The organism is Paenibacillus sp. SSG-1 (assembly GCF_002224835.1).
Lineage (GTDB): Bacteria > Bacillota > Bacilli > Paenibacillales > Paenibacillaceae > Paenibacillus_AQ > Paenibacillus_AQ favisporus.
In genome coordinates this window covers 604,107-626,446 of the sequence record NZ_MBRK01000001.1, presented here as the reverse complement: position 1 = coordinate 626,446, position 22,340 = coordinate 604,107, and the positions used below count along the sequence as shown (strand labels likewise).

Annotated in this window: 19 protein-coding genes; 10 read left to right on the top strand and 9 right to left on the bottom strand. The window is 56.2% G+C overall.

Annotated elements, in window-relative coordinates:
• Positions 1–61 precede the first annotated feature (61 nt).
• The 4 genes from BCV73_RS03085 (at position 62) to BCV73_RS03070 (ending at position 5,252) form a co-directional block, all read left to right on the top strand.
• A complete protein-coding gene (locus BCV73_RS03085) occupies positions 62–1,471 on the top strand; it encodes a tagaturonate reductase (protein WP_089545941.1) in 1,410 nt (469 codons plus the stop codon).
• An 11-nt stretch (positions 1,472–1,482) separates the two neighbouring features.
• On the top strand, positions 1,483–2,970 hold the full coding sequence (locus tag BCV73_RS03080; protein WP_089545939.1) for a UxaA family hydrolase: 1,488 nt from the start codon (positions 1,483–1,485) through the stop codon (positions 2,968–2,970).
• A 53-nt stretch (positions 2,971–3,023) separates the two neighbouring features.
• Positions 3,024–4,445 carry a glucuronate isomerase gene (gene uxaC / locus BCV73_RS03075; RefSeq protein ID WP_089545937.1) on the top strand — a complete coding sequence of 474 codons (1,422 nt, stop codon included), beginning with the start codon at positions 3,024–3,026 and terminating at the stop codon, positions 4,443–4,445.
• Positions 4,446–4,541: 96 nt separating this feature from the next.
• Entirely contained in the window at positions 4,542–5,252 is a 711-nt protein-coding gene (locus BCV73_RS03070; RefSeq protein ID WP_089545935.1) for a rhamnogalacturonan acetylesterase, read from the top strand.
• A gap of 202 nt (positions 5,253–5,454) precedes the next feature.
• Here BCV73_RS03070 and BCV73_RS03065 read toward each other — a convergent pair whose 3' ends face one another.
• The 4 genes from BCV73_RS03065 to sigZ form a co-directional block, all read right to left on the bottom strand.
• Positions 5,455–6,663, bottom strand: coding sequence for an MFS transporter (locus tag BCV73_RS03065; RefSeq protein WP_089545933.1), 1,209 nt, complete (start codon positions 6,661–6,663; stop codon positions 5,455–5,457).
• Positions 6,664–6,747: 84 nt separating this feature from the next.
• Positions 6,748–7,359, bottom strand: a complete 612-nt coding sequence (locus tag BCV73_RS03060; RefSeq protein ID WP_089545931.1) for a TetR/AcrR family transcriptional regulator — start codon at positions 7,357–7,359, stop codon at positions 6,748–6,750.
• Positions 7,360–7,542: 183 nt separating this feature from the next.
• Positions 7,543–9,525 carry a stalk domain-containing protein gene (locus BCV73_RS03055; RefSeq protein WP_244879186.1) on the bottom strand — a complete coding sequence of 661 codons (1,983 nt, stop codon included), beginning with the start codon at positions 9,523–9,525 and terminating at the stop codon, positions 7,543–7,545.
• 155 nt (positions 9,526–9,680) lie between these two features.
• Positions 9,681–10,418 (bottom strand): RNA polymerase sigma factor SigZ, encoded by a 738-nt coding sequence (gene sigZ / locus BCV73_RS03050; RefSeq protein ID WP_089545929.1) that lies wholly within the window; start codon positions 10,416–10,418, stop codon positions 9,681–9,683.
• Between the two features lie 370 nt (positions 10,419–10,788).
• Between sigZ and BCV73_RS03045 the strand changes: the two genes are divergently transcribed.
• Positions 10,789–11,808, top strand: coding sequence for an aldo/keto reductase (locus BCV73_RS03045; protein WP_089545928.1), 1,020 nt, complete (start codon positions 10,789–10,791; stop codon positions 11,806–11,808).
• A 227-nt stretch (positions 11,809–12,035) separates the two neighbouring features.
• Here BCV73_RS03045 and BCV73_RS03040 read toward each other — a convergent pair whose 3' ends face one another.
• The 3 genes from BCV73_RS03040 to BCV73_RS03030 all read right to left on the bottom strand — a co-directional run bounded on the left by BCV73_RS03040 (position 12,036) and on the right by BCV73_RS03030 (position 15,703).
• Positions 12,036–12,800 carry a class I SAM-dependent methyltransferase gene (locus BCV73_RS03040; protein ID WP_089545926.1) on the bottom strand — a complete coding sequence of 255 codons (765 nt, stop codon included), beginning with the start codon at positions 12,798–12,800 and terminating at the stop codon, positions 12,036–12,038.
• Positions 12,801–13,150: 350 nt separating this feature from the next.
• Positions 13,151–14,374 carry an amidohydrolase gene (locus BCV73_RS03035; RefSeq protein ID WP_089545925.1) on the bottom strand — a complete coding sequence of 408 codons (1,224 nt, stop codon included), beginning with the start codon at positions 14,372–14,374 and terminating at the stop codon, positions 13,151–13,153.
• A 105-nt stretch (positions 14,375–14,479) separates the two neighbouring features.
• Positions 14,480–15,703 (bottom strand): amidohydrolase, encoded by a 1,224-nt coding sequence (locus tag BCV73_RS03030; protein WP_089545923.1) that lies wholly within the window; start codon positions 15,701–15,703, stop codon positions 14,480–14,482.
• 161 nt (positions 15,704–15,864) lie between these two features.
• Between BCV73_RS03030 and BCV73_RS03025 the strand changes: the two genes are divergently transcribed.
• Positions 15,865–16,755 (top strand): LysR family transcriptional regulator, encoded by an 891-nt coding sequence (locus BCV73_RS03025; RefSeq protein WP_089545921.1) that lies wholly within the window; start codon positions 15,865–15,867, stop codon positions 16,753–16,755.
• Between the two features lie 135 nt (positions 16,756–16,890).
• Here BCV73_RS03025 and BCV73_RS03020 read toward each other — a convergent pair whose 3' ends face one another.
• Positions 16,891–17,520, bottom strand: a complete 630-nt coding sequence (locus BCV73_RS03020; protein WP_076170352.1) for a nitroreductase family protein — start codon at positions 17,518–17,520, stop codon at positions 16,891–16,893.
• Positions 17,521–17,629: 109 nt separating this feature from the next.
• Positions 17,630–18,229, bottom strand: coding sequence for a phospholipase D-like domain-containing protein (locus BCV73_RS03015; protein WP_089545919.1), 600 nt, complete (start codon positions 18,227–18,229; stop codon positions 17,630–17,632).
• A 439-nt stretch (positions 18,230–18,668) separates the two neighbouring features.
• On the opposite strand from BCV73_RS03015, the gene BCV73_RS03005 reads away from it, so the two are divergent.
• The 4 genes from BCV73_RS03005 (at position 18,669) to BCV73_RS02990 (ending at position 22,338) form a co-directional block, all read left to right on the top strand.
• Complete coding sequence (locus BCV73_RS03005; protein ID WP_089545915.1) at positions 18,669–19,016, top strand: Na-translocating system protein MpsC family protein; 348 nt, start codon at positions 18,669–18,671, stop codon at positions 19,014–19,016.
• Positions 19,017–19,380: 364 nt separating this feature from the next.
• Positions 19,381–20,424, top strand: coding sequence for an ABC transporter substrate-binding protein (locus BCV73_RS03000; RefSeq protein WP_076170772.1), 1,044 nt, complete (start codon positions 19,381–19,383; stop codon positions 20,422–20,424).
• A gap of 132 nt (positions 20,425–20,556) precedes the next feature.
• Complete coding sequence (locus tag BCV73_RS02995; RefSeq protein WP_089545914.1) at positions 20,557–21,501, top strand: nucleoside hydrolase; 945 nt, start codon at positions 20,557–20,559, stop codon at positions 21,499–21,501.
• Positions 21,502–21,516: 15 nt separating this feature from the next.
• Complete coding sequence (locus BCV73_RS02990; RefSeq protein ID WP_076170355.1) at positions 21,517–22,338, top strand: ABC transporter permease; 822 nt, start codon at positions 21,517–21,519, stop codon at positions 22,336–22,338.
• Positions 22,339–22,340: the final 2 nt, after the last annotated feature.

Below are 22,340 nucleotides of genomic sequence, written 5' to 3'. Positions count from 1 at the left end.
TACACCAAAATGTTAACGTGTGCATTATGTCCATCATCTCTAAAGGAGGCATGAAATACGTATGACACCACGTCTTTCCCGCAGCCTGTTTCCCGATCTCCCCGCCCTGCCCGAGCGCATGATCCAGTTTGGTGGCGGCAACTTTATGCGGGCTTTTGTGAACTGGCAGATGCAGCAGATGAATCTGAAGGGATTATTTAACGGAAGTGCCGTCGTCGTGCAGCCGACCCCACACGGCAAGAGCACTGCGCTCATGGAGCAGGACGGCTTATACACCGTGCTGCTTAAAGGGCGGCTTCAAGGACAGCTGGTCAACTCAAGCGAAGTTATCGACACCGTCAGCCGGGTCATCAATCCTTATACGGATTATGAGGCCTACTTGAAACTGGCCGAACAGGACGAACTCGAGTTCATCACCTCCAACACGACCGAAGCCGGCATTGTGTATGAGGCCGGCCTGCGCCGGGAGGACGCTCCGCATTCCAGCTTTCCCGCCAAATTGACGGAGCTGCTCTACAGGCGGTTCCAGCTCGGCAAAGCCGGCTTTATCATCCTCCCCTGCGAGCTGATCGAGGACAGCGGCGAGAAGCTGCGCCGCTTCGTGCTGCAGCATGCCGCCGACTGGCAGCTTGGCGATGCGTTTGCCGCCTGGGTCACGGAAGCCAACACGTTCTGCTCCTGCCTGGTCGACCGCATCGTTCCGGGGTACCCGCGGGATCAGGCGGACGACCTGGAGCAGAAGCTCGGCTATGAAGACCCCTTCATGGTCAGTGCCGAGCCCTATCATCTGTGGGTGATCGAAGGGCCGGCGTGGCTGCCCGAGAAGCTTCCCCTTGCCGAAGCCGGGCTGAACGTCATCGTTACGGATGACCTGTCGCCTTACCGCGAGCGCAAGGTTCACCTTCTCAACGGACCGCATACGGCTATGGTGCCCCTGGGACTCCTTGCCGGACTTGAAACGGTCGAGGACGTAATGAAGGATAGCGATTTGGGCCGCTTCGTCGAGGAGCTGATGGAAGACGAAATCCTGCCGGTGCTGAAGCTGCCGCGGGCCGAGCTGCTCGAATACGCGGCGGCTATCCGCGAGCGGTTCAACAACCCGCTGATCCGGCATGAGCTGGCATCGATTTCGCTGAACAGCATTTCGAAATTCACGGCGCGCCTGCTGCCGGTGCTGATCCGTTATCAGCAGGCCCAGGGGAAGCTTCCCCGCCTGCTCGTCCTCTCCTTCGCCGCACTCCTCCTGACCTACCGCGGCGATCAGGTCGCCCGCCGCGATGTGCCGGAAGTGCTGGAGGCATTTGATCGGAACTGGATCGACCCGGAATCGTTCGTTACCGGCATCCTGAAGGAAAAACGGCTGTGGGGCACGGATTTAACAGCAGTTCCGGGTCTTGAAACGCTGCTTGGGGAGCATATCGGCCTGCTGGAACGCGATGGCGTCCGGGCTTCGCTCCATCAACTGACCTGAGGAGGATTGACATGAAATCATTGATGAAACTGAACCCGCGGGACAGCGTCGCCGTTGCCCTCCGGCCGATTCAGGCCGGGGAACCGCTGGAAGTGGACGGCGTGAAGCTGGAGTCCGCCCAGGAAATTCCGCAAGGCCACAAAATCGCCCTGACGGCGATTCCGCCGGGCGAAATGGTGATCAAATACGGGTATCCGATCGGCCATGCGGTGTCCGCGATCGCTCCTGGCGATTGGGTGCACACGCATAATCTCCGGACCAACCTGGACGGTGAGGAAGAATACGAATACCAGCCGGACCTTCACCCGATTTCCTACCCGAACCGGGGCCTCACCTTTGAAGGATACCGGCGGGCCAATGGCAAGGCAGGGATCCGCAACGACCTGTACATCGTACCGACCGTCGGCTGCGTGAACGGCGTCGCCGAGCTCATCCTGCAGGAATTCAAGGCCGTCCACCCGGACCTCGGTCCCTTCGACAACGTCACGATCCTGAAGCACCCGTACGGCTGCTCACAGCTTGGCGACGACCATCGCCAGACCCGCAGCATCCTGCTGGACGCGGTCCATCATCCCAATGCCGGCGGCGTGCTCGTGTTCGGTCTCGGGTGCGAGAACAACATCGTCACCGAGTTCCGTGAACTGCTCGGAGGCTACGACGAGTCCCGCGTCAAATTCCTCGTGGCGCAGGAGGTCGGCGATGAGGTCGAAGCCGGCATGGCCCTGCTCGAAGAGCTGTATGAAGCCGCAAGCCTCGACAGGCGCGAGCCGATCCCGCTCAGCGAGCTGAACGTCGGCCTCAAATGCGGCGGCTCCGACGGCTTCTCCGGCATTACGGCCAACCCGCTGCTCGGCGCCTTCTCCGATTTTCTTATCTCGCAGGGCGGATCCACGATCCTGACCGAGGTGCCGGAAATGTTCGGCGCCGAGCGCATGCTGATGGCCCGTGCCGAGAGCCGCGAGGTCTTCGAGAGCATCACCTCGCTGATCAACGACTTCAAGCAGTATTTCATGTCCTACGGGGAGCCGGTTTACGAGAATCCGTCCCCAGGCAATAAGGCCGGCGGCATCAGCACGCTGGAGGACAAATCGCTCGGCTGTACGCAGAAGGCCGGCACCGCCCCGGTCGTCGACGTGCTGCAGTACGGCGAGAAGCTGCGCAAGAAGGGCCTCAGCCTGCTGCAGGCGCCGGGCAACGATCTGGTTGCGTCTTCCGCACTCGCCGCCGCAGACTGCCAGCTCGTGCTGTTCACGACCGGACGGGGCACGCCGTTTGGCAGCTTCGTCCCGACCGTCAAAATCGCCACCAACCACGACCTCTACAACAAGAAAAAGCACTGGATGGATTTTAACGCCGGCTCGCTGCTGGACCGTCCGATGCAGGAAGTGCTGGAGGAATTTATCGCCTACCTGATCCAGGTGGCGAGCGGCCAACAAACGCGGAACGAGCAAAACGACGTACGGGAGCTGGCCATTTTTAAAACCGGGGTTACTCTGTGATGTCACTGGACTAATAAATCTATTTCGATTTTTATCCAAAGGAGCTGTGGACCATGTTCTTGAACGACGATTTTCTGCTGACGACCGATACCGCCCGCAAGCTGTTTCATCAGCATGCCAAAGACATGCCGATCATCGACTATCACTGCCACCTTGATCCCAAGGAAATTTATGACAACCAGAACTTCCGCAACCTGACCGAAGCCTGGCTCGCCGGAGACCATTACAAATGGCGGTTAATGCGGGCGAACGGCATCCCGGAATCCCATATTACCGGCGACGCTTCCGATTACGACAAGTTTCTGGCATGGGCCCGGACTGTCCCAAAAACGGTCGGTAATCCCCTGTACAGCTGGACTCATCTGGAGCTGCGCCGCTTCTTTGGCATTACCGAGCTGCTGAACGAAGAATCCGCCCCGCGGATTTGGGAACAGGTGAACGCCAAACTGGCGACGGACGACTTCCGGCGGCGGAACATCATCAAGAATTCGGGCGTCAAGGTCGTCTGCACCACCGATGATCCGGCCGATTCGCTGGAATACCACCAGCTGCTGAAAAAAGAGGATACCGGCTTCCGCGTGTTTCCGGCCTTCCGCCCCGATAAGGCGCTGAACATCGACGCTCCCGGTTTTACCGATTGGCTGGAGCGCCTTGCGCAAGCCGCGGGCCAGCAGGTCACGACGTATGCCGAACTGCTGGATGCTCTGAAGCAGCGGATCGACTTTTTCCATGAACAGGACTGCCGCCTCTCGGACCATGCGATCGACGTGCTGCGCTATCAGGAGGGCAGCGCCGAAGAGCTGGAGCGGATTTTTACGAAAAGGGTGGCCGGCGAGACGCTCTCCCTGGAGGAAATCACCGTTTACCGCACGGAGCTGCTGAGCGCGCTGATCGGACTGTATCACAGCAAAAACTGGACGATGCAGCTGCATATCCATGCCTTCCGCAACAACAATACGCCGATGTTCAAGCGTCTGGGGCCTGACACCGGGTATGACGCCCTGAACGACCTGCCGCTGGCCGGCCCGCTGTCCCGGCTGCTCGACCGTGCTGAATGCGGCCAGGGCCTGCCGAAGACGATTCTGTATTCGCTCAACCCGAACGACTATCCCGTCCTGCTGACTCTGATGGGCTGCTATCAAAAGGATACGGCCGGTAAATTCCAGCTCGGTTCCGGATGGTGGTACAACGACACGCGCAGCGGCATGCGTCATCAGCTTACCCTGCTCGCCGACAACAGCCTGCTGGCCAACTTCGTCGGCATGCTGACCGACTCCCGCAGCTTCCTTTCCTATACCCGGCACGAATACTTCCGCCGCGTGCTGTGCGAGCTGATCGGCGAGTGGGCCGAGCGCGGGGAAGCGCCTGACGATGAGGCGCTGCTCGGACAAATCGTGGAAGATATCGCCTACGGCAACGCGGAGCGGTATTTCGGCTTCAAGGAGCTCGGCATTCCCGAAGCGCTTCGCTCCTAAGCATGAGCGTGAGGCAATGCTGAGCGATAACCACCCCAAGCCATGCCAGCAGACCACTTTTGGGTCTCTGGTAAAAGAAAGGGAGGACTCCGTTCTATGACCATGACGCTGTATATCGTCGGCGATTCCACGGCCGCCCTGAAGGGCGCCATCGAGAAGCCCATGACCGGCTGGGGCGAATACCTCCAGCAGCACCTCGATCCGGCGATCCGGGTAGACAACCGGGCGATCAACGGGCGCAGCACCCGCTCTTTTATCGCCGAGGGCCGCTTGGCCGCCGTGGAGAACGAGCTTCAGCCCGGCGACTACGTGTTCATCCAGTTCGGCCACAACGATCAGAAGCAGGAAGATCCTTCGCGCTTCGCGGATCCTGCTCCCGGCGGGGAATACCGCGCCAACCTGAAGCGGTTTATCGAATCGGCCCGCTCGCGCGGCGCCATCCCCGTCCTGCTGACTTCCGTCAGCCGCCGCCGGTTCACAGCGGAGGGACTTCCGGATCCCGACGCTGTCGGTCCCTACCCCGAGGCAATGCGTGAAACTGCGCAGGAGGCCGGCGTGCCGCTGCTTGACCTGTTCGCGGCTTCCCAGCAGCTGTATCTCCGGATGGGCCGGGAGGAGTCGAAGCATCTGTTTATGCATCTGCCCGCCGGGTCCCATCCCAATTATCCCGATGGGATCGCCGACGACACGCACTTCTCGGACCGGGGTGCGCGGGAAATCGCCTCACTGGCAGCGGAAGCGATCCGGCAGTGCGAAGCGCTGCCCGGACTGCACCCGCTGCTCCGCAACCTTGCCCCGACAAGCTGATGCGGCGAGTGGCTGCCTGCTCATGGATGGCCGTTGTCTGTCCGCAAGCTTAGAGCTGGCGCGGATTCACAGGGACCATGGCCATGACTTGCGGCTTTATTCCGCTAATAGATACAATAAAATCCTCCGGGCCCATAGGGCTCGGAGGATTTTTCATCATATTCCGGTGTTTATTTATATATCATGCTAACCCGTCCCTGAATTAACGCACCGATCTGGACTCCAGCTCATACTGCGTTTCCCGGGACTTGAAGGACAGCAGGAATCCGAATACCAACACGATGCTCGCGAGAATGTACGGATAATTCACATTCATGTCAAACAGCGCTCCCGCAATGATCGGACCGATAATGTTGCCAAGGCTCGTAAACGCGGAGTTCAGCCCCGCCACATAACCCTGCTCCTCATTGGCAAACTTGGACATCTGCGTCCCGATGGCCGGGCGCAAAATATCCATTGCCAGAAACAGAACGAAGGTCACGGCGACCATAAGCCAGAACGTATGCACAAGCAGCGTGAAAATAATAAAGAGGATCGATACGAAAATGCTGAGCGTGATGACTCTTTTCTCTCCGAACCGGTTCAGGATCCAGCCGAAGATGGTGATCTGCACCACCGCCCCGCAGACCGAGCCGAACGTAATGATAAAGGCGATATCCTTAGGCGTAAAGCCGAATTTATGATCGACAAACAGCCCAAACACCGTCTCGAAATTGGCGAGCCCGAACGAAGCGACAAACACAACGATCAGACTGATAAAATAAGGGGCCCGGTAGGCACCCGCCAGCTGGCGCAGCAATCCGGCCGGTGCCATCTTGGTATCCGATCCGTCGCTGGTCTGCGCGGCCTTCGCCACTTCCCGCAAGAAGAACGCGGTAACCGCCATGGCCAGCAGCCCGCCGACCGCGGCAGCGTAGAAAGGAACTCGAATGCCATATTCGGCAAGATAGCCGCCGATGCCAGGTCCGATGATAAAACCAGTCGTGATGGCAGCGTTGATGAAGCCCATCCCTTTCCCGCGCTCTTCCTCACTTGTGACGTCAGCGGTATAGGCCATGACGGCCGGCATAACCAGAGCCGCACTCACCCCGCCCAGCATTCTCGCCAGGAACAGAAACGGCAGCGTGCTGGAAGCGCCGAACAACCATTCCGACACGGCGAACAGCAGCAGTCCGGCCAGGATGACCTTTTTGCGGCCGATGGAGTCCGACAGCCTGCCGGCGATCGGCGAAAAGACGAGCTGCGTGATGGAAAAGGCCGCGACCAGCAGGCCCAGCACGCTTCCGTTAATGTGCAGCAGATTCATATAACTCGGCATAATTGGAATGATAAGTCCGATGCCCGTAAAAATAATGAAGTTGTTGAGCATGAGGAGCAGAATGGCTCCCCGGTTTCTAACTAGCAGCGACATAAAAAAGCCTCCGTAAGCAAATTCAGCATGTATACTGAACGTTCGTTATGTATTATGGCGTGAGATAACGAAGACCATTCTCCGCTATCGTTCTTTTGCTTGCTTATCCGTCGCCACTCCGTTCAAAAAAACAGTGACGGCATCCCGGTACAGCAGGGTCGTCTTCTCAGGGTTTAATCTGCGCGACAGCTGATTGGCGCCGAAAAAAATCGCCTCCAGCACGGCCGCGAGCCGCTCGGCATCGCCCGGCATGAATTCGCCGCGGTCGATTCCTTCCTGCAGCAGGTTCTGATTAAACGCCAAATGCTTGACCTTCATCTCGGCCATACGGGATTCCACTTCGGATGTCTTTTCTTCGTTATGAAAAAATTCATCGGCTGCCTTCGTGAGCGGATGGTTCAAGTCGTCAGCCGCCAACTGTTCCGCCACGGCATACAGCTTATCGGTAGTGGTCTTATACAAGTGCTCGTTTTGCTCCCAGTTCAGTTCCCATTCGCGGTCCCACTCTTCGAGCAGGTGAAGGAATAATCCTTCTTTGCTCTTGAAGTGATAGTAGATGTTGCCTTTGCTGCTCCCGGTCGCGGCCACGATATCTTCGATCGAAGTCGCCTTATAACCCTTTTGAACAAACAGCGTGCGGGCGGCATCTGCAATCTTCCTCTTGGTCTGTTCGCTTTGCAGCTGCTTCTGGTTCATGACGCTCACTCCAATACATATATATACCGAACGTTCAGTCAGTATTGTAGCACGGCATTTTTTTCATGGCAAGCCGCAGTTTATTTTTCCTGTGACACGATCTAAAAAAACCGGCCACCGGGGTGTACCCGGCGCCGGTTTATGTAAATGGACTGGCGGCTCAAATGATTGCTGATCCAGCCGTTACATGATGATTAATGTAACCTTGCCATCGATGAAAGAGACAACATCGTAATTGGACCAGCCCCAGGTCTCGATCTTCGTTCCGTTCACGGACTGGATATCTTTGGCGGCGGGATTTCCCCAGGACAGCAGCACCTGCTCCTTGGTCATGCCAAGCGTTACATTGCCCGCCTTGATCTGGCTCCAGACGGAAGATGACCATTTATACTTTGTATAGGGATCATATTTCAAAAAGTACGTTGAGTCGGCAAACAACTGCGTCACTTCCGACGTATTCATGGCATAGCTCTTCAGCGTTTTTCCAGCAGCCGATTTGAAAACGACGACAAAGCTTCCGGTGTCCGTGGGAAGAACATCCGTCACCGTGACTTTGGAGAACCGTTCCCAGCCATCAAAGTCGTTCACCCAATACGTTTTCCCGATGAATTTGGCCAGACTGCCCTGCATTGCTTTCTTGATCAAGCCCGCAGTGTCTTGGGAGACGATCGTCATCTTGCCCTGACCGAGTGCAACTTCGGCCTGCCGCCATTTGGCATCCCAGGTGACCTTGGCCCCCAGCGTATCGGCAAGCAGGGAGGCAGGGATGTACGTTTCGCCTTTGTCGATGATTGGCGACGCTTTTAATGTCAGATGACTGCCGTTAAATTGTGCTGCCTGACTGCCGGCCTTAAATGACAGCTTCGCATCTCCGAGAGCAGCGTTCCAATTTCCGCCCGATACCTCAGCCGTACCTCCCAGCGCCTTGAACACCGTCTTGGCTGGAAGATATACGGTTCCACTGACCTGTTTGGCATATTTCAACGGATCGCGGAGGCTGACCGTCACCGTCACGCTGGATGAGACGCTGCCAGAAGTCACCGTCAGTTTCGTCTCGCCTACGCCGGCCGCTTTCAGCTTGCCGTCAGGCTGCACCTTCAGCAGGTAAGGCTTGTCCATGTCGATCTGCGCTTCCTTCAGAGGCACCTTCAGCTTGGCCCCGTTGGTATACGTCTCTTGAATATCGACCTGTACCGTATCGCCAACATACGGCTTCTTATCGGAGACGGACATGGACACCGCCTTCACGGCAGGCACCTCCACCGGCTGGACCTCGCCGTCCTTGCTGATGACCCATGTCCCGTCGGCACGCTGCGCGTAAATGCCTTCGGTCAAGTCATCCTTATACGCATCTACCGCCGTCTTGACCACGTTGGTCAGCCCCTGAACCTGCGTGGTCAGCTTCCAGCGGTTGGAGTATTCTCCCGTCTGCCATACGGTTCCATCCTTGCGAGTCACAATCAGCACATCGGTTGGTTCTGCGGAAACATAAGAAATATGTACCGCATCAGTAGCAACGGTTACCGGGATAACCCGGCCATTGTCGTCAAAGTTCGACATTTGATAGACCACGACTTCTCCACCTGTGTACAGCAGAGCGACGCGGTCGTCATGCACGGCCATCGACTTGACCGATCCGGCATTGTTTACGGTTCCGACTTTTTTGTATTGATCGGTCTTGTACGGATCCTTGAACAACAGCTCTCCGCTCTGGGTCAATGCGGCAAAATCCTTCTCCCCGTAGCCAATCAGCGTTATGTCGCTAAGATTCTTCAGCTTGCTGTCACCGGCCCAGACGGTACCATCGGCCTGAAGCCGGTACGGCCCGGACACCTGCTTGATTCCGCTTTTCCCCTCAACCACATGAGGCTTCATGCCGATATCCCATTCAACCAACCGGCCGTCACGCGTGATACCCAAGCCTTCGTACACGTTCCCCGAAATCTCGTCGACCGAGCCTTTCGTATAGATGGTCCGGTTTCCGTCGACCATGGACCACATCGAGCCGTCACTCATCAGATACGTATTTTTGCCGGCGATGTCTTTAATCTGCAGCTGCTGAGCCCCGTCGGCAGAAGCCGTCTGATGGCCGAAAGCCGGGACGGCACCCATCATCAAGGCGCCCAGCGCAATCGTAGACAGCCTTCTTTTCCATGTTACGTTCAAGTTCATAACCCCTCTTTGTCATATTTAGGCAAATCCTTGTATGATTCGACACCATGGCAAAATATCCCTTCAAATCAAAAAACACGCCACTCATTATTGTGACGTGTTCTTTACAACGAAGGGATTAACAACATTCGCTGACCCACCCAAATACGTTAACGCTCCGCCCGGGTCGAAGCTTTTCGCCGTGCCGGCTTCTTGGCAACCCTTCCATAGACGACCGGCTTGGGCAGGTTCACACGGTAATCGATGATGCTGCCGTACTTGTCTGTTCGGATCGTACAGCAGCTGTTCATCAGCTCCCGCACCATTTCACGGCCCCGCTGGACCCTCGATTTGGCCCCCGAATAGGAAATGCCAAGCCTCTCGCTCAGTTCCTTCTGCGACATCCCTTTCAGTTCGGAGAGCTCAACCGCCTCCCGGTACTTATCCGGCAGGTAAGGAATAACGCCTTTCATCCCGCAGATCGCCTCCTGCGAGTAGTCTTCGCTTTCCTCTTCCGCAACGCTTGGCAGCTGCTCCGGAAGTTCATCCAACCGTCTCTCCTTTCGGAAGTGATCCGTCACCGCATTCCGCGCAATCTGATACAACCAGGCCCGAAGCCGATCCGGGTCCTGCAGTTCCGGCAGGTGCAGGTAAGCCTTCATGAAGACCGTCTGCACGATATCTTCGGTATCGGGGTGGCGATTCGTCCGGCGCGCTACGAAAGCGGAAATCGGCTCGTGATATTGATCCCACAGCATTTCCGGCGTGATCGCCGGCCGGCAGCCATTGGCCTTCCATCCTGCAGCATCCGTGTATCCGGCCTGATCTTCCGTCATCACGGAATGGTTCACGGCTGTGTGTACCTGCTTCGGTTCATATCCCTTTTTCTGTGCTGGTCTATCCTGCATTATGACATCTCCTTCCCCGTAGAACACGGCTTTTTTATATTTATCCTGCGTTTAATATAAATTTTTCAAAAAAATTCCCGCACTTTTGCGTCTTTGATCGGGTTTCCCCGTCTCCATCAATATAACAAAAACATTCATCGACGTACATTCTCAGATGACAGACCGCGTTTAGCGGAACTTTTTCTTGCGAGATCAGGATGTTTAGCCTCAGAGGTTTATCATTTCTAATCTTTTAACAAAAACATCTATCGACGTACATTCTCAGAAGACAGACCGCCTTTAGCGGAAGTTTTTCTTGCGAGATCAGGATGTTTCACCACTGAAAAGCTTACATTCTGATCTCTTAAAACAAAACCTGGAGGGAAAAAAAATGAAATACAATTTGTTGGGAAATACAGGCGTGCTGGTATCGGAGATCGGGCTGGGAGCCATGACGTTTGGCGGCGGCGGACAATGGGGCGTTTTCGGCGGGCTGGGAGAGCAGGACGCTGCACACCTTGTGTGGCAGGCGCTCGACGCGGGGGTCAATTTTTTTGATACCTCCAACATTTATGCCGGCGGACGCTCAGAGGAAATTCTCGGCAAAGCGCTTGGGGCGAAGCGGCAGGACGTCATCATCGCCACCAAGGTGAGGGGGCGTACGGGCAGCGGCCCGAACGACCTCGGCTTGTCCAGACTGCATATTATGCGCCAGGTCGAGGAAAGCCTGAAACGGCTCGGCACGGACTACATTGACCTGTATCAAATCCATAACCCGGACCAGCTGACCGATTGGGAAGAAACGCTGCGGGCGCTGGACGACCTGGTCCGCAGCGGTAAGGTCCGCTACATTGGCTCTTCCAATATGACCGGCTGGGAGCTGATGAAAGCCCGGGGCATTTCCAGAGAACTTGGCCTGCATGCTTTTAAAAGCAGCCAGTCCTACTATTCGCTGGCCGGCCGTGACATCGAAAGGGAGATCATTCCCGTCCTGAAGGATCAGAACATGGGCCTGCTCGTATGGAGCCCGCTTGCCGGCGGCTTCCTGTCCGGTAAATACGCCCGCACGCGTACCGGAAATACCGATGACCGGCATACCAAGTTTGCTTTTCCGCCGGTAGATGTGGATAAAGCCTATTCCATCATCGACGTGTTGGAGGACATCGCGAAAACCCGCGAGTCTACCGTGGCCCGCATCGCCCTCGCCTGGGTGCTGAACCAGCCGGCGGTAACCAGCGTAATCGTCGGCGCCAAGCGCCCGGATCAGCTGCAGGATAACCTCGAAGCCAGTGGGATCGTGCTGACAGATGACGAGCTGGCCCGTCTGGATGAGGTGAGCCGGCTGCCGATCGAATATCCGGCGTGGCCCTTTATGGAAGAGGATGATTCGATTATCCGCAAGCATCCTTGAGGCTTGGAGCCGTATGCCATCTAGCTGAGTTTACATGAGTCGGGCACGCGTTCGCGTTTAGCGGGAGACTTTCCTGCAAGCAGAAATGGTTCAGCCTGACTAAGATATTTATTCATTTCTCATGATCTTGAACCGTCTCTAAATATCGCAAAAAGCCGCGGAGCCCTGCGTCTATTAGCTAGGGCATCCGCGGCTTTTGTGCTGTCCGGACCGGGACGAAACTTCCGCTACACTTCACCCCAGAACAATTCCGTTTCGTAATCGAAGCTGATCTTCCCGTCCACCTGGGTCCGCTCAAACAGCTCCTGCAGCCCCTGCTTCATCCGCTCATGGTTCGGCTCGCCCTCGGCCGGCACATAGGAAGACGACATCGCCCTGCCGATCAGCTCTTCCAGATTAAACAGCTGACGGTTGCCAAATACCGCCGTGTGCATGCCTCCATCCCGGAAAAACGGCTGCAGCTGCGCCCCGGAAATGTTTTTGTGGGTCATTTTCTCATAATCGTTACTGTACAGACGCAGCAGCTGCTCGTATCCCTCCAGAAAAGGCGTGCCGCTCGTGAGCCGGGAGTTCCAGATCAGGACGGCTTTGCCGCCGGGCTTCAGGATCCGGTGAAACTCCGCCTGCGCGGCCGGACGGTCAAACCAATGAAACGATTGGGCGCACACGATGAAATCGACCGCGTCCGCAGGCAACCCGGTATCTTCCGCAGCGCTGGCGTGCGAGCGGTAATTCGGCGATGCGCCAAGCTCTTGCTCCGCCACTTCCCGCATGGCTGCGTTGGGCTCCACGGCGATAACGTTGCTGCCCCGCTCCAGCAGCAGCTTGGAGAAAATGCCGGTGCCCGCACCGATATCCGCAATCACCGAATCGGCCGTCATGCCGACTACGGAATAGAGGTAATCCACCGCCTTGGCAGGGTAGCTTGGGCGGTACTTGACGTAGTTCTCCACCCGGTTTGAAAATCTTGCCTTGCTGTCACTGCTCATCATGCTTCACGCTCCTTTAGCATCATTAGATCATGCCCTCGCATCGAACCACGAACCTGCATCCTGCTGTACTTTCTCGATGATATGTTTCACAGAATGAAACACAGTTCCATTAATTGCTGTCTTGATTATAGAAAACCCTGCGTATTGTTGCAAGACCTAATTTAGATAAGGGAAGTCATCTCACCTGTTGACAGATCCCTCAGGCTCCAAACCGCAGGCATAAAAAAGCCGTCAACCCTGCATCGCAGAGGCTGACGGCTTTCAAGTTTGTCCCCGGCCCGCAGAGCCCGGCTGTCTATTGGGCTTCAGTCAGTCCAGCGGCACGGCAAGGACCGGCCCGACCTACTGCTTCAGTCCAGCGCTCCGGCCACGACGTTCCCCCGGAACAATGTAGCCACCCGGGGTGATTTGCGGGCGACCGCTTCGGCCGAGCACGACGCGTCGACCAGCGCAAGGCTCGCCTCGTCGCCGATCCGCGGCCAAGCCTGGCGGCCTTCGGCATCAAGCGGCGTTACTCCGCCCGTGATGTACTGCAGGCCCTGCGCGAGCGCCTGCTCGTTCACCCAGCCGGAGATTTCGGCGAGGCGGCCGGCGCGCTCGAGAATGTCGCCGGTGCCAAACGGCGACCATACGTCAAAGACGTTGTCGCAGCCGACCGACACGGATACGCCCCTGCCTTGCAGCAGACGTACGGGCGGAAACTTGCGGTTCATCGGCACACTCGTGATGATGCCGATCCCGGCTTCCGCCAGCATGTCTGCGGCCGCTTCGGCCTGCCCGGCGGGAATGTCGCCGAGGCAGAACGCATGGCTGACAGCAACCTTGCCCGCCAGACCGGCATCCCGGGTGAGGCTGGCCAGACGCTTCAGCGTAAACAACCCGAGATGATCCGGGTCGTGCAGATGCAGGTCGATCCCCGCTCCTTCGGAGGCCGCCAGCTCGACCATCGTTCGCAACGATTTCTCCAAATCTCCATCGACCGTCGCCGGATCGACCCCGCCGACGAGCGACGCCCCGCTGCGCAGCGCTTCCCGCACAAGCCCGGCAGACTGCGAGCGCAGGAGCCCCTGCTGCGGAAAAGCGACGATTTCATACGTCAGCTTGCCATCAAACGCCTGCAGCGCCTTCTGCACCTCTTCCATCTGTTTGAGGCCGGCCTCCGGATAAATGTCCATATGGGTCCGGACATGCGTGACGCCGGACCGCAGTGCCGTCTCCAAATACAGGGAGGCCCGCTCGGCGATGGAAACGGCATGCTCCGCATGCAGGCGTTTTTCCTCGTCCAGCCGGTCAAAAATATGCTTTGCCGGCGTAACCGGCCGCCACTTGGAACCGAGCAGCGTCTTGTCCAGATGGCAGTGCTTCTCGATAAAAGAAGGAAGCGCCAGATTCGACTTGGCGTCCAATCGCGGCAGATCGTCTGTAATCGCCTGATTCGCCGGTATTTTATCCGCGATCCTGCCGTCCCGGATCAGGAGATGGCACAGCTCTGTTTCCGTGCCGGTCACCACGCCGTTGTCGGTATGGAGTCCGCTCTCCAGGCGGACGTTGGTAAGCCAAAGAGCTGATTGCATCGATATCAACATCCTTTCTATTCTATAGATTGAACTAAAAGTTTCACATTGTATTTAGTTCATTCTATGGGTGAAAAAAATTCACAAGAGGCTATGCCCTCATATCTATTTCACGCCGAAAACGGGCTTGCCCCGATGCAGCAGAGCTTTCCGCGCTGCCCGCCTTGCCACGGCTTCCGCCGAGCAGCTGGCGTCCACAAAGACGGCGCTGGCCTCATCCCCCGGCATCGGCCACACCCGGCGGCCTTCCCCGTCCAGCGGTGTCCGTCCGCCGGTCACAAAGCCGAGGCTGGCGCTAAGCGCCGCCTCACTGCCCCAGCCGAAACGCTCGGCAAGCGTTCCGGCCTTCTCCAGGCTGTCCCCTTTGCCGAACGGGGACCAATGATCGGTGATGCTGTCATGCCCCAGCTCCACCCGAACCCCCTGCTTTGCCAGCATCGGGATCGGAATCGTCCGTCCAAGCGGTACGGACGACGTAACCGAGATGCCAAGGTCCGCCATCCGGGCGGCTACCGCAGCCGCCTCCTCCGGCGGAATGTCCGCCAGCGCCAGCGCGTGGCTGACCGTGACTCTGCCCTGCCATCCGGCCTCCTCGGTCAGATCCGCAAGGCGCTGGATCGTAAACACGCCCAGGTGGCCCGGATCGTGCAGATGCAGGTCGACCCCGGCGTCGGCCTCCACGGCGAGCTCCATCATGGTGTTCAGCGACTTCTCGATGTCGCCGTCCACCGTGGCCGGATCGACACCGCCTGCCAGGGAAGCCCCGCTGCGCAGCGCCTCCCGCACCAGGCCGGCCGCTTGGCTGCGCAGCAGCCCGTGCTGCGGAAACGCCACGATCTCGAAGGTGGCGCGGCCCTTATAGGTCTCGGCCGCACGCAGCGTCGCTTCCATATTGTTCAGCCCGACAACCGGATCGATGTTGCAGTGGGTGCGAAAATGCGTCGTCCCGGACGCAAGCAGCAGCTCGATAAGCCGCTCCGCTCGATGCTGCGCGGTCGGCAGCAGCTTGGGCAGCAGCTTCTCCTCCTCCTCGATCCGGGAAAAGATGCCTTTGGGCGCCGGTCCCGGTGCTTTCCATGGGCCGCCGTAATACGTTTTGTCCAAATGAATATGCATGTCCCGCATCGCCGGAAGCATCAACGCCCCGCCCATGTCCGTGTGGGGGAAGCCGTCCTCCGGCAGCGCATCCGCCGGCCGGATTTCAGCGATGCTCCCCTCGGAAATGCGGATATGGTACAATGCGGTTTCCGTACCGCTGACGGCGTCTCCTTCGTAACGCCAGCCGGTCTCCAGCCGGACATGGGTCAGCCATAATGATGAATGTTCCATCAAGCCCTTCCTCCTTTGGTGGTCCTGTGATAGAAGCGCAGACTTCCCTGCCTCATATCCCGTATGCTAACATGGGATTTGATATATGAAAAATATTTATAATATTTGAAATGCAAAGGTTTTATATATACATTGAACAGAATTGACTGGAGGGATGACCCATGGATATCAGACAGCTGAGGTATTTTACGATCATCGTAGAGGAAAAGCAGATTTCCGCCGCAGCCCGAAGGCTGCACATGTCACAGCCTCCACTGAGCCAGCAGCTAAAAGCACTGGAGGACGAGCTTGGATCGGCTCTTGTGGAGCGGAGCGGCAAACATCTGGAGCTGACCGAAGCGGGCAAGGCACTGTACAGCTACGCCCTGAAGCTGCTGCAGCTGATGGACGAAGCCAAGACCGAAGTTCAGGAGATCGGCAGCGGCTTTAAAGGGGTACTCCGCATCGGCATCAACACCCTGTCGTCGGTGGATCTCCCCGATACGCTGATGCGGTTCAAGGAGAACTATCCGCAGGTCACCTACAAAATCCAGCAGAACGAATCCGCCCAACTGTGCAGCATGGTCAAGAGCAGGGTGCTTGAGCTCGCGATCATCCGCCTTCCGCTTGCGCTGGACGAGTTCTCGGTGCTTCATTTGAATACAGAGCCCTTTTATCTGATGGCATCCAGGCGGCTTATCCCAGAGCCTCTTGCTCCGGAGATCCCGCTTGAGCAGATTCGAAACTACCCCCTAATCCTTCCAAGCACAGAAGGACTAGGCGTCCACTACACCGTCCTGATGGCCTGCGCGAAGCACCGTTTCGAGCCCAGGATCATCGCCGAATGCTCGGACATTCCCCTGCTGCTATCTTTAGTGTCCAGCGGCTTCGGGGCGGCGGTCGTCCCTGAGACGATCGTAAAGCTTCATACCCGTCATGATGTTCAGGTTGCGAGAATCGCGGACCCGGACTTAACATCGCCGTATGCCTTGATCTGGCTGAAGGAGCACCACCTGTCCCAGGCGGCGCGGCATTTTATCGACATGATCTCCCCTCCTGCATCAAGGGAATGACAGAGTATAAGCAAAGGATTGCAAACGAAAAAGCCCTTCCGCATATCGGAGAGGGCTTTGGCTTGACACTACTATATGAATAATTGCATGGACTTACGGTAAAAAACGTTGGAACGGCAGCTGCTTATTTTTTAATCAGTTAAACCCGTCATATGTCACAAACTCCGCCACCGGCTTCCGGTAGCCGCGCGGTCTCTGTCTGCCCGCATCCTCCTTGCCGATCGTAATCAGCATGGCGGGCACATACCGGTCCGGAATGTTCAGCACCTTCCGCAGCGCTTCCGGATCAAATCCGATCATCGGACAGGTGTCCCAGCCCCGGTCCTTGGCGATCAGCATGAACAGCATCGCGGACAAGCTGGCGTTCCGGATGGCCTCATCCCGCTTGAACGTGTCGCCCCTGCTTTCATACATGTCTGTTACGCTGCTGACCGTCTCCTCAAATTCGCGCTGGTCGATAACGCCAAGGCTGAGCAGCCCTTCATTGATCGGTCCCACATTGTGATAGGCTTCAAGATCGCCCAATACGGCGATGACGGCCGAGCTCGTTAACACTTTGTACTGCTTGAATGCTGCTTCATGCACCTGTTCCTTCTTCGTTTGATCGATGACGGGAACGTAGTGAGCGTGCTGCAGGTTGAAGGCCGACGGTGCAAATTTGACGAGGTTGAACATGTCGTCCAGCTCCTGCGGGCTGATGGTTACGCTCGGGTCGAATTTATTGGCGGATCTTCTTGCTTTGACAAGGTCTGTAAAGGACGTCATGCTGTTCGCCTCCGTATGTATAAATTTCCAACTGGCTATGAAGTTATCATATCACACTAACTGTAAAAAAGTAAGTTACAATTTAAAAAAAGTTCTGACCTCTGACATATCACCCGCTCCAGTCCGTGAAACGATCGGCATCGTCCCACAGATGGCTGAACGCTTGCTCAAACTTGGCGGCAACGGCCGCATCCTTGATAATCAGCACGACGTCGTCATTTTCCTGGGCAGAGGACTCCAAATAATTCATCGATCCGGCCTCCACCCGGCTTTGATCCGCAATCAGCATTTTCAGATGCATCTTCCCTTCATGCGCATTCACCTTGACCGGAACGCCGGCTTCCCGGATCCGCTTCAGCGCTTTCTTCTGTTTCCCTTTTTCTTCGGCATGCGCCCGGTCCGTAATCAGCCGTACCTGAACCCCGCGGTCCGCCGCATCGATGATGGCCGTCACAACCGGCTCGTAGCTGATGCTGTACACGGCAATATCCAGCGAGGATTTGGCCCCCTTGATGAGCTGTACGATCGCTTTCTCCGGACGTTCGCCTTCGCTCGTGAACAGGGCTTGAACGTCAGCGGCAGAGCCTTCCGTTACTGCACCGTTATGAGCAGAGCTTCCTCGCCCTTGTTGTTCATCCGACGCAGCGGAGCAGCCGGTAACAGCAGCACAGAGCAGAATGGCGGACACGGAGCTGTTGATGACTTTCATCGGATGACCTCCTTCAAAACATGGAAATTTTGGCGTACAGGTAGAATAACATTCTTTTCCATCGATTCAAAATTTGCTGAGGAAGCACGGCACGTAGCCCGACTTCATCGCTCGAAGAGCATTCTCGGGCCTTACGTCGACAAATACGGAACCGACATGAAAAACGGCGCCGCGTCGGTCATCGACAGCGGAAACAGCGGTTGGCCGTATTATCATTGATGCTTTTTCAACCGTATTTTTCGTTTCGGAGCAGTCAATCAAACCTGACATGGGTTGGAAAGTTCGTGAATGGATTCAATTCAAATCATTTATGACATTAATTTATCATCAAAAATCGACAAAACCCGAACGATGGTCTTGCAAAAAACTCTTTTTTTATGTAATATAGACCTATCTGAACTCCTCATCACCAAAATAATCAACCGTTTGTAGGTGACCAATGGTTCATTTAGATTCCAACGAATTCAAGCAGAAGCTGAGTCAGGTATATAATGAAGTTTCCAAGGAGCTGTTCGGCTTTGGTACTTCTTTATTGAAGACAAGCATTCAGCCCGATGCGATTACCTTGTATGCCAGACACCGTCGGTCTCCCCGCTCCACTGTGCTCGAGGGCGAGGTTCCGGCTTTGAAATACGAGGTCGATTTTTACATGTCGATGATTTACAAGAAGAAGCTGAAATCTCGGCTGGAAGAGGAACTGGGACTAAACATCGAGGTTCTCCTTCGGGATTATGATCCCGCCACGCAGTGGGCAGTCACGAACATCATAATGTCACAGCCTGAATGATACGGCCCTTTTCTTTTGATTTATCTTAAGGACTGGCCGAACCGTAACAAGAACGGATGCCGCTATTCTTTGTTTACATTGAAAAGCGCTCTAGTTAGAGATTTTCTTCTATCTAGAGTGCTTTTCTTTTTTAGTTTATAGATTTAGTTATAGAATTTGTTTGATTTTTCTTGTGACATGCCAAAATGTCTATTCAAAAGGGGGATACAACAACCGTCCAGTAGGGAAAAACAATCATATACAGCAGAGAAAAAAATTTCCCGGCGGCGGAAGCCCGGCATACGGCCTGCAGCAGAAAAACAAATAAAAAATAAACCATTACAGGAGTGAATCGATTGTGAAGAAACCATGGATTAAGGGACTCATGACTTGTACGCTGGCAGCGCTGGTACTTGCGGGATGCGGAAACGGAGGCAGCGAAGACAGCAGCTCCGGCGGATCTTCCGGCGGTCAGAAGAAGCTGGTCGTCTCGACTTGGGGATTTGCTGAGGATTTCTACAATAAAGAAGTGTATGCCCCATTCGAAAAAGAGCACAATGTGAAAATCGTCCTGGAGACCGGCAACAACGCCGACCGCCTGAGCAAAATTTTGCAGGGCAGCTCCGACGTCGATGTCGTCTATCTGTCGGATTACTACGCACAGCAGGGCATTGAAGCGGGAGCCTTCGAAAAGATCGACCGCAGCCGGCTGAGCAACCTTGACTCGCTCTATGATATCGCCAAAGCACCAAACGGCGAAGAGTATGGTCCGGCCTACACGATTGGCCAATTGGGCATCGCTTATGACCAGAAGGCAGCCGGAACGACGATATCCTCCTGGGCTGACTTGTGGAAGCCGGAGCTGAAAGGCAAAGTGACCATGCCGAGCATTACATCCACCAGCGGTCCGATGATGGTCGACGCCGCTTCCAAGGTAGCTGGAAGCACGGAATTCAATGAAGACAAGGCATTTGGCAAACTGGCCGAGCTCAATCCGAGCGTCGTGAAATACTACAGCCAGACGTCCGAGTTCATCAACATGTTCACGCAGGGCGAAGCCGCTGCAGGACCGATCATGCAAATGTATCTCGGCGACCTGAAGAAGGCCGACCCGAACGTCGAATTCGTAACGCCGTCGGAAGGTGCGTACGCCATCGTCAATACGCTGAACGTCGTCAAAGGAAGCAAAAACAAAGAACTTGCCGAAGACTTCATCAACTGGCAGCTTAGCCAGGAAGTTCAGGAAAAAGCGGCTAAAGCCAAGGTCGATTCTCCTGCCAACCGCAATGTCAGCCTCAGCGCAGAGGAAGCTGCAGCCGTAACGTACGGCTCCAGTGTCGTTGAAAAGCTGCAAAAGCTGGACATGGCGTTCGTCAACAAAAACCTGAAGAGCTGGACGGACCGTTTCAACCGTGAAGTGACGAAGTAACGCCAAGCCTTTTTTGTAAATATAAGCAGCCTTACGGGGTTATGATTCAGCAGGGGCTGCCCGCCCCTGCTTTTTATTCACCGCTGCCTGGATACAAGGCGGCACATCCTTCATTTTGAAAGGGGAATCCATGTGAAGAAAGCCATCCTGGATGTCGATACCGGCATTGACGACGCGCTCGGAATTATGCTGGCTGTCCGCAGCGGCGAGCTGGACGTGCTCGGGATTTCGACAGTCAACGGCAACGTGTCACTGACGACTGCAACCCTGAACACTTGCAAAATATTGGACTTCATCAAGGCGCCGGCGTCCATCTCGGTCTATCCCGGGGCATCCCGGCCGCTCCTGCGGGACCGTCTCTTTGAGCACCGCGTGCACGGCGAGGACGGATTGGGCGGCGCACTCTTGGACATGCAGCCTGCCGACCGGACCGACCCGGATATGTTCGGGCCCGATTTCATTGTAGAGCAGGCCAAGCGCTATCCCGGCGAAATTACGCTGATCGCTACCGGACCGCTCACGAATGTGGCTCTTGCACTCGCCAAGCATCCGGGCCTGGTCCACGATATCAAGGAGCTGGTCGTCATGGGCGGTGCGGTCCGTACGCACGGCAACATTACGCCGACAGCGGAATACAACATCCATGTCGATCCGGAAGCGGCACGCCTGGTCTTTCAGGCCGGATTCCCGTCCCTGACGCTGGTCGGACTCGACGTGACACGCAAAGCGCTGCTGACCAGCGCGCACATTGATGCGCTCGGCTCCTCGGAGATCGCCGGTTACGTGCGCCAGAGCACATCGGATTACATGGAGCGCTACTATGAGCGCAACGGGGTCCGGGCCTGCGCCATGCACGACCCTTTGGCGGTCGGCGCCGCCATTTGGCCCGAGCTGGTTCGGACGGAGCGTCTATACGTCGATGTGGAGACCCGGAGCGAGCTGTGCGACGGGCAGACGGTGTGCGATTTCCAAAACCGTTTGCAGCGCCAGCCGAACCTGGACGTATGCCTTGATGCCGATTCAGACGCATTTTTGAACCGCTTTATCGCCGTGCTGCGCGGTGGATCCTACCAATAACAGGAGATTACATTCATGAAAAAGCGATACTTGTACCTGCTGCTCGCACCCGGGCTGCTGTTTCTGACCTTGTTCATGATCGTTCCGCTGATCCTCACGGTCGGCTCGACGCTGTTCAAGGACGGGAGCTTCACGTTCGGCATCTACTTACAATTTTTCAAGGACTCGTATTTCCTTGATATTTTGGGAACGACGCTGCTCGTCAGCGTCGCGACCACCCTGCTGTGCATCCTGATCGGATTCCCGGTCGCCTACTATTTGTCCATGATGCCTCCGCGCAAAAAGGGCATTTTGCTGGCGCTGGCGATTTTCCCGCTGCTCACGAGCTCGGTCGTCCGCTCCTTCAGCTGGATGATCATTCTCGGCAAAAACGGTCTGGTCAACAATGTGCTGATCAAGCTGGGGATCATTCACGATCCGCTCAGCATTCTCTATACACCGACGGCGATGATTATCGGTCTGGTCCATCTGTTCCTTCCCTTGATTCTGATTACGCTGGTCGGGGTGCTCGAGTCCATCGACCACGATCTGGTCCGGGCGGCGCAGAGCCTGGGTGCGTCCAAGCTGACGGCTTTCCGTAAAATCGTCATCCCGCTCAGTATACCGGGATTGATCGTCGGCAGCATTCTCGTGTTCGTGGGCAGCCTGACCGCTTACACCACGCCTGCCCTGCTGGGCGGGAAAAAGCGCGTCGTCGCGACCTTCCTGTACCAGAACGCCATTACGCTGAATGACTGGCAGGCGGCTTCGGCCATTGCCACCATCATGATGATCATTACGTTCATCGTCATCGGGCTGATGAATAAAGCAGCGGCCAAATTCAATCCGAAGGGGTAGAA